Origin of the sequence: Mesorhizobium sp. LjRoot246, assembly GCF_964254115.1 — a bacterium.
Lineage (GTDB): Bacteria > Pseudomonadota > Alphaproteobacteria > Rhizobiales > Rhizobiaceae > Mesorhizobium.
Window position 1 is genome coordinate 3,343,245 of sequence record NZ_CAXUSN020000001.1, and the last position, 14,283, is coordinate 3,357,527.

Sequence of the window (14,283 nt, forward strand, 5' to 3'; positions counted from 1 at the left end):
CGGGCAGCGACGCAATGCGGGGTTGCCCATGGCCGCGCGGCGCGCAACAGTCGAAGGAGTATCATCTTGGCTGTCACCATCACCTCCCTCATTCTCTTGCTTATTGGCCTGGCGCTTGGCGGCGGCGGTATCCGTCTCGCGATGCTCGGCGGCAGTTGGTACTATATCATCGTCGGTCTCGCCTTCCTGATCGCCGCCTGGCTGCTCTACCGGCGCAGGTCGACGGCGCTGTGGCTCTACGCGGCGATCGTGCTCGGCACGCTGGCCTGGGCAGTGTGGGAAATCGGCTTCGACTGGTGGGAGCTCGGCCCGCGTGGCGGCATCATCGTGCTAGTGGCCCTATGGCTGCTGACGCCATGGGCGAGGCGCGGTCTTATCGGACCTGACGCGCGCGCGCCGCTGATCCTTGCCGTGTTGGCATCGCTGGCCGTCGCCGGTTATTCGATGACGGCAGATCCGAAGGACATTGCCGGCGAACTCGCCACCGATAAGGTGGTCGCCAACGCCAATCTCGGCAACGACGTGCCGGCCGGCGAGTGGCACTACTACGGACGCACGCAGTTCGGCCAGCGCTATTCGCCGCTCGACCAGATCACGCCGGACAATGTCGCCAAGCTGCAGCCGGCCTGGACCTACCAGACCGGCGACGTGAAGGGACCGGACGACGTCGGCGAGACCACCTATCAGGTGACGCCGCTGAAGATCGGCGACACGCTCTACATCTGCACGCCGCACAATTTCGCCATCGCCATCGACGCCGCGAGCGGCAAGGAGAAATGGCGCTTCGATCCCAAGGTCAAACTCGACAAGGACCGCCAGCACCAGACTTGCCGCGGCGTGGCGTATTATGCCGATGCAGCCGGCCCCGCCGGCCAGCCCTGTGCGACCCGTGTCTATCTGCCGACCTCGGATGCGCGGCTGATCGCGCTCGACGCCGCCAACGGGCAAGTCTGTCCGGCTTTCGCGGAGGGCGGCACGCTGAACCTTCTGACCAACATGCCCTATCCGAAGTCGGGCTATTATTACTCGACCTCGGCGCCGCTGATATCAGGCGGCAAGATCATCGTCGGCGGTGCGGTCAACGACAATTATTCGACGCAGGAGCCGTCCGGCGTCATCCGCGCCTACGACGCGGCCACCGGCGCGCTGGTGTGGAACTGGGATTCCGGCAATCCGGAGCAGACGACGCCACTGGCGGCCGGCCAGACCTACACCGCCAACTCGCCCAACATGTGGTCGACGCCGAGCGCCGACGAGAAGCTCGGCCTGCTCTACGTGCCGCTCGGCAACCAGACGCCGGATCAACTCGGCGCGGGGCGCAGCGCCAACGTCGAGAAGTTCTCGTCGTCGATCACCGCGCTCGACCTCAACACCGGGCAGGTGCGCTGGGTGCGGCAGACCGTGCACCACGACCTCTGGGATATGGACGTACCGGCGCAGCCGAGCCTGATCGACATCACCAAGCCTGACGGCACTGTGGTGCCGGCGCTGGTCGGACCGACCAAGCAGGGCGACCTCTATGTGCTCGACCGCCGCACCGGCGAACCGGTCATCGCGGTCAACGAAGTGCCGGCGCCCGGCGGCGCGATCGAGGGCGACCATACATCGCCGACGCAGCCGGTCTCCGATCTTACCTTCATGCCGAAGCCGCTCACCGGCGCCGACATGTGGGGCCTCACCATGTTCGACCAGTTGGCCTGCCGGATCGAATTCCAGGGTCTGCGCTATGAGGGCCGCTATACGCCGCCTTCCGTCCAGGGCTCGCTGGTCTATCCCGGCAATTTCGGCACCTTCAACTGGGGTGGCGTCGCAGTCGACCCGGTGCGCCAGGTGCTGTTCGGCATGCCGACCTATCTGGCGTTCAAGTCGCAGTTGATCCCACGCGATCAGGTGCCGCCGCCGGACGAAGGTCGCGGCAGCGAGCAGGGGCTGAACCGCAACGAGGGTGCGCCCTATGCGGTGGTGATGGGGCCGTTCCTGTCGCCGCTCGGCATTCCTTGCCAGGCGCCGCCCTGGGGCTATGTCGCAGGCGCCGATCTGAGGACCGGCAACATCGCCTACAAGCACCGCAACGGCACGGTCTACGACATGACGCCGCTGCCGCTGCCGCTAAAGGTCGGCGTGCCCGGCATCGGCGGACCAATGATCACCGCTGGCGGCGTCGCCTTCCTGGGTGCGGCGGTCGACGATTATCTGCGCGCCTATGACCTGACATCTGGCAAACAGCTGTGGCAGGCACGGTTGCCGGCCGGCGGGCAATCGACGCCGATGACCTATACGGTCGCCGACGGTCGCCAGTTCGTGGTCATCGTCGCCGGCGGCCACGGCTCGGTCGGGACCAAGCCGGGGGACTATGTGATGGCCTACGCGCTGCCGAAGTAGGGCTCCTAACGACGGCAGTTTGCGAGGGTGACTTTGCTTTCTCGCAAAGTAGGCGCTGCCCCTCATCACCCTGCCGGGCAGGGCGATGAGGGCGGGGCGACACCAGCTAACAATGCAGGACGTTCTTCTGGCTTGACCGAGCCGCCCAAGCACCGCGAAACGATCGACGGCCGTGATGGGTGCTCGACTGGATCATGCCGGCTTGGCCCCTATGTAGCTGGGGAGTCGAAGCCCGGAGCCGAGGAGCCCATCCATGACGAAACCCGACACCAATCCCGTCATTACCCAGGCGATGATCGACGCCTATGACGAATACACGCATCTGACGCTCGATCGCCGCCGCTTCATGGAGCAACTGACCCGGCTTGCCGGATCGGGTGCGGCTGCGGCCGCGATCGCGCCGCTTCTGGCGGCAAACTCGGCGCAAGCGGCAATCGTCGCCGACAACGATCCGCGGGTGAAGGGCGAGGATATCAGCTATCCCGGCGGCAGCGGCGAGATGAAGGGCTATCTGGTCAAGCCGGTGGGCCAATCGGGCAAACTCGGCACGGTGATCGTCGTGCACGAGAACAGGGGCCTCAACCCGCATATCCGCGATGTGACGCGGCGCGTGGCGCTGGAAGGGTTCGTGGCGCTGGCGCCGGATTTCCTGTCGCCGCTCGGCGGAACGCCGGCCGATGAAGACAAGGCGCGCGACATGTTCGCCAAGCTCGATCCGGCGCAGACCGTCGCCGACGGTGTAGCGACCGTCGCTTTCCTCAAGGCCGACAAGGACGGCAACGGCAAGGTCGGTGCCATCGGCTTCTGCTGGGGTGGCGGTACGGTCAACATGCTGGCCGTCAACGCGCCCGATCTCAGCGCTGCCGTCGCCTATTACGGCATGCAGCCGCAGGCCGCCGACGTGCCGAAGATCAAGGCGGCATTGCTTCTTCACTATGCGGGGCTGGATGAGCGCACCAATGCCGGCATCGACGCCTTCAAGAAGGAGCTCGATGCGGCGCATGTCGAATACTCGGTCTATGTCTATGAAGGCGCCAACCACGCCTTCAACAACGATACATCGGCGGCGCGCTACGACAAGAAGGCGGCCGACCTCGCCTGGGGCAGAACGATCGCCTTCCTCAAGCAGAAATTGGCATAGGCTAATCCGTGTTCGCTGGTTTGTGGAAGGCGACGCCCGCGACCACCAGCGCAATGCCGAGGCAATCGGTAAAACTTGGAATCTGACGCAGCACGACGATGCCGATCAGCGTCGCGGTGACCGGCAGCAGCGACAGCATCAGCGCGAAGCTCGCGCGGGGCAGCCGCGACATGGCGAGCTGGTCGCATATGTAGGGAATGACGGAAGAGCAGATGCCGACGCCAATAGCGGCGAGCAGCAGCGGCGCTGAGAAAAAGGCAGGTAGCGCGTCGGTCAGGCCGATCGGCAGCACGACGATGAAGGCGATCGCCATGGCTGCACCCAGGCCGGCGATACCGTCGCCTGCGCCCGAGCGAGCGACGCGGTGGCCGAGCACGATGTAGCAGACGAACAGCGCACCGTTGAGGAAGGCCCAGAACAGCCCAAGGGGATCATCAGACCACTTAACGTCGATGAGCAGCAAGGTGCCGGTGACGGCGACGGCAAGGGCGACGAGATTGCGCGGGCTCCTGAGGCCGATCGCCGCGACGCCGATGGTGCCGACGAATTCGATCGCCGCCACCAGCGAGATCGGCAGGCGGTCGAGCGCCAGGTAGAACGAACAGTTCATCACCGCTAAACAGGCGCCGAAGGCCAGCAAAAGCAGCCGCGTTGGGCGATCGGCGCGGGCGAAGATCCGCCATGGACGGGTCAGCGGTGCGAAGATCAGCGCGGCGCTGGCAATGCGTAGCCATGCCATGCCGAGCACGCCGACATGCGGGAAAAGCAGCACGGCGAATGCCGGGCCGAGATAGTGGAAGACGGCGCTGACACCGAACCAGACCTGCGGCGGCAGTCTTTCCGCGAGCCTGCCGAGGGTGGAGCCGGGAGAGGCCGCGAGAGCTTGCGTTTGATCATCCATCGGATCAGTATCGCAGGCGGGTTCGCCTGTTTATATGGGTGATGATTGGCTCTTTCGGCGAGATTTCTCCCGGAAGAAAGGAGTTTTTGATGAAACGCCTTCGAACTGAAAGCGCCGACCTGGATGCCGCGGATATGAAGATCCTGTGCCTGCTGGAAAAGGACGCGTGCATCAGCACGGCGGAACTCGCGCGCTCGGTCGGCCTGTCGGCGCCAAGCGTGGCAGAGCGCATCAAGCGGCTGCAGGAGAGCAGCGTCATCGAGGCCTATTCGGTCAGGATCAACCCCGCCGCACTCGGCCTGCCGCTGTCGGCATGGCTGCGCATCCGTCCGGTGCCGGGGCAACTGGCTGTCGTGGCCGAAATCATCCGCGAACTGCCCGAGATCGTGCAATGCGACCGGGTGACCGGCGAGGACTGTTTCATCGCGCTGGCGCATGTCGCCTCGGTGGCCGATCTTGAGCGGGTGATCGACCGCATCATCCCTTATGCCATGACCAATACGGCGATCATCCAGTCGTCGCCAGTGGTGGCGCGTTCGCCGCTGGGGGCGGTGAAGCGCCAGGCTTGAGGGCGAAGGGATTGTTCGGTTCGAAGGTTTTAAGCGTGGCCGCGCTTCATGCGCGCCTGCTTCAGGATGGCGCGCCAGCGGATCATGTCGAACGGGATCGGCTCGTTGTTGTTGGCGATGTGGAAGATCTCGTTGTTGACGTTCTTGAGCGAGCGCCAGAAATCATAGTCGGTGATGCGCGGATCGGCGACCAGCCTGTCCACTTCGACCTTGATGTCGGTTTTCATGCACGTCCCTCGAACCGGCTCGCCGCGCCGCCCGTATCGCAACCCATGCGGATCGTTTTCGACCGCTCCGCTGAGTCGTTCAATGGCTCAAATGGCTTGTTCCCGTTAAAACCTCGGTAAGGTTAACGTGGGCGCCGAGCCGCTTCAAGCACCGCCGCCGGCCGATTGGAGGGTTCTGCGATTTTAGAGCGCGGGTGTGGCTTTGAAGCCGGGAGCGAGAAGTGTGGGCTTCGCCCTATCTGCGTTTGATGCCGATCGAGCGGCCGGCGCGTTCCGGCATCGGCAGTGCCGAATGGGCGGCGCGCATGGCCTCGACCCTGGCCAGCACATCGGCGGGGAAGGGCGCCACCTTCGGCCCGGACATATCGACATGCAGCGACAGCGATTCGGAAGTGGCGGCCAGCCAGCCGTCGACATGGCGGATTTCCTGGTAGACCCGCAGCCGCTTGTCGTCATGGTCGATCAGCTGGAACGAGACCGTGACCTTGTGCTCGAGATGCAGCTCCTGCACGTAGCAAACATGGACTTCGGCCGTGTAGATGGTGAGGCGGCGATCCCTGGCATAGTTCGGTCCCATGCCCATAGCTTCGAACGCGTCGTCCGAGCAGCGGTCGAACAGCACGTTGTAATAGGCCATGTTGAGATGGCCGTTGTAATCGATCCAGTCCTTCTCGATATCCATGAGCTGGGAGACGAAGGGGGCGGGGACAGGCATCGAAACTTCCTTGTTCTGGCGCTGGACAGAGCGTGGCGGGTAAGACTAGATCGGTTCATCGTTTCGTGGAAACGCTGAACCGATCTAGTTGTTTTGACGCAATTCCGGACGGAAAACCGCTTCGCACTTTTCCTGGAACTGCTTTAGGCATCCATAATCGCATAACAAGCGTGGACGCTGGTCCATTCGCGGAGGAATTCATGGCTCTGAGCGACCTCAATCCGGTCGAACGCAACGAGGAAGGCATCGCGGCGGTGCTCGGCATCCTCAAGCAACAGCTTGGCGAGCGTTTTCAGACCGGCCAGGCCATCCGCTCGCAGCACGCGCACACCACCACCTATATCCCGACGCAGGCGCCGGACGGCGTCGCTTTCCCCGAGACGACCGCCGAGGTGCAGGAGATCGTGCGCGCCTGCGCCGCGCATCGCGTGCCGGTCATCGCCTTCGGCGTCGGCTCCTCGCTGGAGGGCCATACCAACGCTCCGGGCGGCGGCATATCGGTCGACACCTCGCGCATGAACCGCATCCTGGCTGTCAATCCGCAGGACCTCGACTGCACGGTCGAACCCGGCGTTACGCGGGAGGATTTGAACCGGCACCTGCGCGACACCGGCCTGTTCTTTCCGATCGATCCGGGTGCCAATGCCTCGCTCGGCGGCATGGCGGCGACACGGGCGTCCGGCACCAATGCGGTGCGCTACGGCACCATGCGCGACAACGTGCTGTCGCTGACCGCCGTCATGGCCGACGGCGAGACGGTGACGACCGGCAAGCGCGCGAAAAAGAGCTCGGCCGGCTATGATCTGACGCGGCTGCTGGTCGGCTCGGAAGGCACGCTCGGCATCATCACCTCGCTGACCTTGAAGCTGCAAGGCATCCCGCAGGCGATTTCGGGTGGCGTCTGCCCGTTTCCGAGCGTCGAGGCGGCCTGCAACGCGGTCATCGCGACGATCCAGATGGGCATTCCGGTGGCGCGCATCGAACTGGTCAACGCGTTGCAGATGCGGGCGATGAAAAACTATTCGAAGCTCGATTATCCCGAGAGCCCATGTCTCTTCGTCGAATTCCACGGCAGCGATGCCGGGGTTGCCGAGCAGGCCGAGACTTTTGGCATGATCGCCGAGGAGAATGGCGGCGGACCGTTCTTGTGGACCAGCGTCGCCGAGGAACGGACGAAACTGTGGAAGGCCAGGCATGATGCCTACTGGTCGTCGCTGACGCTGCGGCCGGGCGCCAAGGGGCTGTCGACCGATGTCTGCGTGCCGATCTCGCGCTTTGCCGAATGCGTCACCGAAACCGAAGCCGATATCGCCGAGATGGGCCTGATCGCGCCGATCGTCGGCCATGCCGGCGACGGCAATTTCCACGTGCTGGTGCTGATGGATGTGGACGATCCCAAGGAGATCGCGCTGTCGGAAAAATTCGTCGCCCGGCTCAACATGCGGGCGATCGCCATGGACGGCACCTGCACCGGCGAGCACGGCATCGGCCAGGGCAAGATCGGCTTCCTGCGCCACGAACTCGGCCACGGCGTCGACATCATGCGCACCATCAAGCAGGCGCTCGATCCGCTTGATATCATGAACCCGGGCAAGATCTTGCCGGGAAATTAGGCGAATCTTCCAACGCCAGGTTCGCAGGCGGCCTGTCTTGACCGCGCCACCATTCGGGCCGAGGCTTGGCCGGTAGCAGGGTCTGAACAGACAGGTGCGCCAGCGAAGGAGGAATGTCATGGCGATTTCACGCAAGGAAGAAGCGCGCGCGCTGAGCGCCGACGAGCACGATCTGGTGGAGAAATCGCACCATCCGGCGGTGCAGGAGCTCTCCGACGCCGATCTTGCCGGCCTGGTCAAGCTGTTGCGGGAGCGGCGCGACAAGGCGCAGACCGAAGCGCATCGTCGTCGCCGTGAAATCCGCGGCAAGGGTGCGCCGAAAGGAACTGTCGCCTCAAAAGCCGACGGCGGCTCGCAGCTGAAGCTCGCGGTGCTGGCCATGAGCATGCGGCGGCTGAACGGCGAGGCCGAACGGCGCCGGCAGCTGGCGGCCAGCGTTTCGCTGATCGAAAATGCGCGCAAGGCATTGGCCATCAAGCAAGGGGCTGCGGCCGACGGCCCTGCTTTCAACTCGCGCACCGCACGTAGGGGCATGCGGGCAATAACAAACCAGAGGGCGCCGGACCTGGTCCGGCCGATGGAACTCGGCCGGCAGCGCAAGGCCGCCAAGGTGGCGCAGGCAAAGCACGACGCACGCTGAGGTCCTGACAATCGCGGGGTGAAATCGGTGAGGCGCCAGCTAGCGCACAGCCGCAGGCTCCTCCCTATGCGCCAACAAGTGTCTGCAGCATGGGGCGGGTGGGCGCGAAGAATGTCGTGCCGGTGTGCGGCGTGGAGAAATCGAGCAGCCTGTCGTAAGCGCCCGGCGGCTCACCGATATACATCCGCTGCAGCATCTTCTCGATCACCCAGAGATACCTAGAATAGCCGATAAAGTAGGTCCCGAACTCCTGTAGCCCCGGCCGGCCGAAGGGCATGTTGTCGCGCAATATGTCGTATTCGTTGCCGTCGGCATCCTCGATGGTGGCCAGCGATTTGTGCGATTTGCGCGGCGCGTCGTCATCGTCGATTTCGATGTTGTCGATCTTGGTGCGGCCGATGATCTCTTCCTGGAGAGGCGTCGGCGTCCGCCCCCACGCCTGGAGATCGTGCAGATATTTCTGGACGACGACATAGCTGCCGCCGGCGAAATCGGCGTCTTCATCGCCGACGAGTGCCGAGGCCGGCAGATCGAGCCCTGTCGGGTTGGCCGTGCCGTCGACAAAGCCGAGCAGGTCGCGCGCATCGAAATAGCGAAAGCCGGAAACCTCGTCGACGACGCTCACGCCGTCGCCGAGATTGTCGAGCAGAATGCGCTCGAACTCGAAGCACATGTCGGGGCGTTCGGCCCGGATGTGGAAGAGAAGGTCGCCCGGCGTCGACGGCGCCGAATGGACCGCGCCTTTGATCGGCGCGAACGGTTTTAGCTCCAGCGGCCGCCGGCCGGGGCTGAGACGGTCCCAGAGATCGCGGCCGATGCCGGCGATGCACGACAGTCGCCCGGAAAGATCGCGGAATCCGACAGTCTTGACCAGATCGTCGAGCCCGCCGAGGACGGAGGCGACCTTGGCGAGCGCGCTTTGTTCGCTGGCGACGGTGACGACAAGAAAGACCGCCGAAAGCGACAGCGGGGCGACACTTTGCGCATCGATCGGCACGCGATCCCAGTTCTTCCCAGACATCCGATTTCTCCGCTTCGCCGGATTTGTTTCAGATCACCTGAGATCACGCAACTGGATCAATTGCCTCTTTATCGACACGCGGATGCGGGTAGAGTGCGGTAGAATTTCAATCAACCCATTCGGAGCTGATGCTCGCACGTCTGTTCGTGATCTTCGGTGGCCTTTTTGTGCTGGTGCTGTGCGCGGCGCTGGTGGTGCCGTATTTTGTCGACTGGACAGGCTACCGCGCCGACTTCGAGCGCGAGGCGAGTGCCATCCTCGGCCGTAAGGTGACCGTACAGGGCGACGCCACGGCAAGGCTGTTGCCGTTTCCCTCTGTGACCTTCTCCAATGTCGCCGTCGCCGGCGGCCCCAATGGCCAGCCGGCCATGACGGTCGAGACGTTTTCGATGGATGCGGAGCTGGCGCCGTTCCTGCGCGGCGAAGTGCTGATCTTCGACATGCGGCTGGTGCGGCCGAAAGCGACCATCGACATTGCCAATGACGGCACGGTCGACTGGGCAATTCGGCCGTCCTCGCCCTTCGACCCCAGCCAGATCTCGATCGAGAAGCTGACGGTGACGGAGGGTCAGATCGAAGTTCGCCATGCCGCGGGCGGGCGCAGCCACCTGTTTTCCGAGATCAATTCGACCATCTCGGCCAAGTCGCTGGCCGGCCCATGGCGCATGGACGGCACGCTGCGGCTGGACGGGTTGCGCACCACGGTCGCGGCGTCCACCGGCAAGGCCGAAGGCTCAGGACAGATGCGGTTTCGGCTGAAGGCCGATCCGGACGCCTATCCGCTGGTCATCGAGACCGACGGCAATGCCGGCATCGTCAATGGTGCCGCCGTCTATTCCGGCCAGTTCAAGATCTCAAACCCTGACAAGAATGGTGTCGACAAGAACAGCGCCGAGCTGCGCGGCACCGATGGCGAGACGGTGAAGGTCAGCGCCGGCAAGCCCGATCCGGGCTTTCGGCTGAACGGCAAGTTTTCGCTCGACCACCAGAAGCTGGGTGTCGACGAATTCCGCTTCGAGACCGGGCCGCTCGACAACCCCTACACCGCCGATGGCAAGGCTTCTGTCGATCTCGGGCTGAAGCCGAGCTTCGCCATCGAGGCCAATGGCGCGCAGGTGCAGTTCGACGAAGCGGTGGGCGCCGAAGCCGGCGCCGGCCCGACGCTGGATCAGCGCATCGCGGCGTTTGAACAGGCGTTGCTTGACCTGCCGAAGCCGACCATTCCCGGCACTGTCGAGGTCAAGCTGCCAGCGGTGGTGGCCGGCGACACCACGGTGCGCGACGTGCATCTTTCCGCCGAGCCGGTCGATGGCGGCTGGTCGGTGAAATCGCTTGCCGCGACCTTGCCCGGCCGCACCACGCTGGAAGCCGATGGCATGCTCGTGCTCAACGTGGAGGGCCATTTCGGCTTCAACGGCTCGTTGCTGCTGGCCGTGGCGCAACCCTCCGGCTTTGCCGCCTGGCTGTCGAAGGATGTCGACGAAGCGATCCGCCGTCTGCCCGCCGCCGGCTTCAAGGCCAAGGTCGACCTCTCGCAGAAGCGCCAGGCCTTCAGCGATCTTGAACTGATCCTGGGCAAGGCGAAGTTTTCCGGCCGCATCGATTCCAGCCAGCCCGACGATGCCAAGCCGTCGGTGCTGATGCGGCTCGAAGGCGGCGAGCTCGATGTCGACGGGCTGACGGCCTTCGCTTCGATCTTCGTCAGCGACAAGGGCGCCAATCGCTTTGCCGACCGCGACCTCGATTTCCAGATCAAGGCAGGGCCGGTCAATGCCGGCGGGTTGACCGCCGACACGGTCGACACGGCGCTGAGGTTGCGCGACGGGCTGCTCGAAATCGACCGGCTGTCGGTGGGCGGGCTGGCCGGCGCCTCGATCAGCGCAACCGGCAGGATCAAGGATTTCCCGGCGAGCCCGACCGGCAAGCTCGATGCATCGGTGGTTGCCGTCGACCTGAAGCCGCTGATCGACGTCGCCGCCCAGCACTATCCCGACAGTGCCGTGCTCGAAGGACTGGCAAGCCGTGCCGCTGCCTATCCCGAGCTGTTCCAGGATGCGCGCGTCGACCTGGTGGCGAGTGCCGCCGACAATGGCGACGGCACCACGGGCCTGGCGGTGAGCGGGCAAGGCAAGGCCGGCGGCTCGGCCTTTTCCGCGTCGCTGTCGGGGAGGGGGGCGGCGGACAAGCTTCTCGAAGCGCCTGTGGCGCTGACCTTCAACGCCAAAAACCCCGATGCCACCGCGCTGCTGGCACTCTACGGACTGCCGGCGCTGCCGCTCGGCATGCTGGGCGAGGCAAGCACCGACATTCAGGCCAAGGGCACGCTTGGCGGCGGCCTGGCGACGCGTTTCAGCCTCGCCGGCGACGACTTCAAGGCCGGTTTCGAAGGCACGATCGCCGAAACGCCGCAAGGCCCCGCCGCCAAGGGCAAGCTCAGCCTCGATGCCGCCGACATCGAGCCATGGTTGATGACATCAGGCATCGGCCTGCCGGGCATGGGGGCGGGCATGTCGACGTCGCTCTCGGCGCAGGGCGACTATGGCAACGGTCTGCTGGTGCTCGACGAACTCAGCGGCGCCATCAACGAAGCGGCGGTGTCCGGCGACGTCAATGTCGATGTGAAGGAGGGGGTCGACGGCAAGGTCGGCGTGCCGCATCTGGCCGGAGCGCTGGTGCTCGACGAACTCGACCTCGATCCGATGGCGGTGGCGCTGTTCGGCGATTCCGCCTTTCTTGCCGACAAGGACGATAAGGGCGGCGTTTGGCCGACGACACCGTTCAGCCAGAAATCCAGCCTGCCGTTTACCGCCGACCTTGACCTGACGACGGCAGCACTTGCCGCCGGCCGGTTCGCCACCGCCTATGACGCCGCCTTTTCGCTCAAGCTCGACCAGGAAGGCATTCGCGTTTCGGATCTCAAGGCGAAATTGCTGGGCGGGGCGCTGACCGGCCTGTTCGAGCTGAAGAACAATGACGGCACCGGACTTTTCACCGGCCAGATGAAACTGGCGGGCGCCGATCTGGCGACCGTGCTGCCGGATGCCGGCATCAGCGGCATCAGCGATTTCTCGACGGCGCTGTCAAGCAGCGGCAAGTCGGTCGAGGGGATGGTGGCCGCCTTGTCCGGCTCCGGCACGGCGGCGCTGAAGAGATTGCAGGTTGCCGGCGTCAATCCCGGTGCGTTCAGCGCGTTCCTCGCCAAGGCGGATGCGATCGGGCGCGACATCGATGCGGCCAGGACCGACAGCTTTGCGCCTGAAATCGCCGCCGATGGCAGCCTTGCCGCCAAGGATACCGACGTCGCCTTCACGGTTGCCGGCGGCATGCTGCGGGCGCCGCCGATCAACCTGGAGAATCCGGCGGCGACCTTGTCCGCCGACATCATGGCGGACCTCAACACAGCCAAGGTTTCCGCCAAGGGCGCGATCACCTATCGGCCGGGCGACGAGGCCTTGGTCGGCTCCGAGCCGGTGATGAATTTCACCGCCGAGGGGCCGTTTGGGGCTGTGAAACGAGCGTTCGACAGCGAGCCACTGGCGCAGTTCCTGACCCAGCGCGCGCTGGAAAAGGAACAGCAGCGTGTCGAGGCGATGCAGGCCGCATTGCTCGAAAAGCAGCGGCTGCGACGCGAAGTGCGCTATTACGCGGCGCTGCAGACCGAACGTGAAAACGCCGCCGAGGAATTGCGCAAGCAAGAGGAGGCGGCGCGGCTGAAAGCCGAGGCTGACGCGAAAGCGAAGGCCGAAGCGGATGCCAAGGCGAAAGCCGAAGCAGACGCCCAGGCTGAAGCGGACGCAAAGGCGAAGGCCGATGCCGAAGCCAAAGCCAAAGCCGATGCCGACGCGAAGGCGGCTGCCGAAAAGCAGGCCGCCGACGAGGCGGCCAAGGCGCAGGCCGAGCAAGAGCGGCAGAAGGCGGAAGAGGCGATGCGTATCGCCTCGCAGGAAAAGGCAAGGCTCGAGGCCGAGCGCAAGGCGGCGCAACAGGAACCGAAGGTGGAGCGTGCGCCGCTGCCGCAGGCCAACGACAATCCGCCGCTGGCCAAGCCGAAATCCAATCCGTTCACGATCGACAATCTGCTGAGGTCGCTGCAGTAGGGCAGTAGGGCAGTAGGGCAGTAGGGCAGTAGGGCAATAGGGCAATAGGGCAGTAGGGAGCCTTTCCACCCCCGAAATCGTTTCAAAGCACGAACAATTCGGCACCATCCGCCGCATAGCGGGCGTGGCGAAAATCCCGGATGGTCAAGAGTTTGCCGTCCTGCCAGGCCAGCAGGATGAAATAGGACGGCCGCGCCGCCGGATCATCGCTGTCGCGGACGAGCACTGCTGGCCTGTCTTCGACGAAGCCCGGCACGAAACGCCAATCCTGCACCCGGGAATAGTTGCCGAAATAGATACCGACTTCCTTGCGGCCGTTGAGCCGCGTCCTGGCCACCAGCTCGAGCCGCACCTCATCGGCCAGCATGTCGCGCACCGCGTCGAAATCGCGGGCGTTGAAGCGGTCGATGTAAGCGTCGAGCAGCAGACGTTGTGCGGCGCTCAGTCTCGGAACAGGACGGTCGTCCGGTTCGTCCGCAAGGTCGCGCAGCCGGTGGCGGCCACGGTGCAGCGCCGCCTTGATGGCGGGGATGCTGGTGTCGAGCGTGGCGCTGATTTCCTGCAGCGAATAACCCAGAACGTCCATCATGATGACGCTGCTTCGCTGCGCGACGGGAAGGCGCATGAATGTGTGCAGGCTGGCCGCCGCGGCCTGACGATCGGCGGTGGGATTGGCCGGGTCGACGATCATGTCCGGGTCCTCGTCGGAAAAGGCCTTTTCGCGGGCTCGCCGGCGCAGAAAGTCGAGCGCCGCATTGTGGGCTATGCGGAACAGCCAGCCCTCGGGATTGGCGATCGGGCCGGCATTCGGCAGCGCCTCGAACGCCTTGGCCAGGGCTTCCTGCAGAACGTCCTCGCCGTCGACGACCGAGCCGGTCATGCGGGCGCAGTAGCGGTGCAGCTTTGGACGCAGTTCGCCGAACAGGCGGTCAAAAGGCTTGCTGATCTCGTCAGGAATGTTCATGCGCCTCTGTTTG

11 protein-coding genes are annotated in these 14,283 nt (G+C 64.6%); 6 read left to right on the top strand and 5 right to left on the bottom strand.

Translation table 11 applies throughout. The features are described from left to right. Nucleotides 1-66: 66 nt before the first annotated feature. Together ACSQ3L_RS16135 and ACSQ3L_RS16140 are read left to right on the top strand one after the other, a co-directional pair. On the top strand, nucleotides 67-2,382 hold the full coding sequence (locus ACSQ3L_RS16135; protein ID WP_436160856.1) for a glucose/quinate/shikimate family membrane-bound PQQ-dependent dehydrogenase: 2,316 nt from the start codon (nucleotides 67-69) through the stop codon (nucleotides 2,380-2,382). A gap of 253 nt (nucleotides 2,383-2,635) precedes the next feature. Next, the gene (locus ACSQ3L_RS16140) at nucleotides 2,636-3,523 is read left to right on the top strand and encodes a dienelactone hydrolase family protein (RefSeq protein WP_436160857.1); all 888 of its coding nucleotides are present in this window, start codon (nucleotides 2,636-2,638) and stop codon (nucleotides 3,521-3,523) included. A 1-nt stretch (nucleotide 3,524) separates the two neighbouring features. Here the strand turns inward: ACSQ3L_RS16140 and ACSQ3L_RS16145 are convergent, their stop codons facing one another. Continuing rightward, nucleotides 3,525-4,424, bottom strand: a complete 900-nt coding sequence (locus ACSQ3L_RS16145; protein ID WP_436160858.1) for an EamA family transporter — start codon at nucleotides 4,422-4,424, stop codon at nucleotides 3,525-3,527. Between the two features lie 89 nt (nucleotides 4,425-4,513). On the opposite strand from ACSQ3L_RS16145, the gene ACSQ3L_RS16150 reads away from it, so the two are divergent. After that, the gene (locus ACSQ3L_RS16150) at nucleotides 4,514-4,993 is read left to right on the top strand and encodes an Lrp/AsnC family transcriptional regulator (RefSeq protein WP_436160859.1); all 480 of its coding nucleotides are present in this window, start codon (nucleotides 4,514-4,516) and stop codon (nucleotides 4,991-4,993) included. Between the two features lie 29 nt (nucleotides 4,994-5,022). Here the strand turns inward: ACSQ3L_RS16150 and ACSQ3L_RS16155 are convergent, their stop codons facing one another. Beyond that, nucleotides 5,023-5,220, bottom strand: a complete 198-nt coding sequence (locus ACSQ3L_RS16155) for a hypothetical protein (RefSeq protein WP_095087062.1) — start codon at nucleotides 5,218-5,220, stop codon at nucleotides 5,023-5,025. A 235-nt stretch (nucleotides 5,221-5,455) separates the two neighbouring features. Beyond that, entirely contained in the window at nucleotides 5,456-5,935 is a 480-nt protein-coding gene (locus ACSQ3L_RS16160; protein ID WP_436160860.1) for a thioesterase family protein, read from the bottom strand. 200 nt (nucleotides 5,936-6,135) lie between these two features. Between ACSQ3L_RS16160 and ACSQ3L_RS16165 the strand changes: the two genes are divergently transcribed. Together ACSQ3L_RS16165 and ACSQ3L_RS16170 are read left to right on the top strand one after the other, a co-directional pair. Continuing rightward, nucleotides 6,136-7,548 carry an FAD-binding oxidoreductase gene (locus ACSQ3L_RS16165; RefSeq protein ID WP_436160861.1) on the top strand — a complete coding sequence of 471 codons (1,413 nt, stop codon included), beginning with the start codon at nucleotides 6,136-6,138 and terminating at the stop codon, nucleotides 7,546-7,548. A gap of 118 nt (nucleotides 7,549-7,666) precedes the next feature. Continuing rightward, nucleotides 7,667-8,188, top strand: a complete 522-nt coding sequence (locus ACSQ3L_RS16170) for a hypothetical protein (RefSeq protein ID WP_436160862.1) — start codon at nucleotides 7,667-7,669, stop codon at nucleotides 8,186-8,188. Nucleotides 8,189-8,252: 64 nt separating this feature from the next. Here the strand turns inward: ACSQ3L_RS16170 and ACSQ3L_RS16175 are convergent, their stop codons facing one another. After that, a complete protein-coding gene (locus tag ACSQ3L_RS16175) occupies nucleotides 8,253-9,209 on the bottom strand; it encodes a Dyp-type peroxidase (protein WP_436160863.1) in 957 nt (318 codons plus the stop codon). 128 nt (nucleotides 9,210-9,337) lie between these two features. Between ACSQ3L_RS16175 and ACSQ3L_RS16180 the strand changes: the two genes are divergently transcribed. Next, nucleotides 9,338-13,306 (top strand): AsmA family protein, encoded by a 3,969-nt coding sequence (locus tag ACSQ3L_RS16180; protein ID WP_436160864.1) that lies wholly within the window; start codon nucleotides 9,338-9,340, stop codon nucleotides 13,304-13,306. 82 nt (nucleotides 13,307-13,388) lie between these two features. Here ACSQ3L_RS16180 and ACSQ3L_RS16185 read toward each other — a convergent pair whose 3' ends face one another. Next, a complete protein-coding gene (locus ACSQ3L_RS16185; protein WP_436160865.1) occupies nucleotides 13,389-14,270 on the bottom strand; it encodes a sigma-70 family RNA polymerase sigma factor in 882 nt (293 codons plus the stop codon). Between the last annotated feature and the right edge of the window lie 13 nt (nucleotides 14,271-14,283).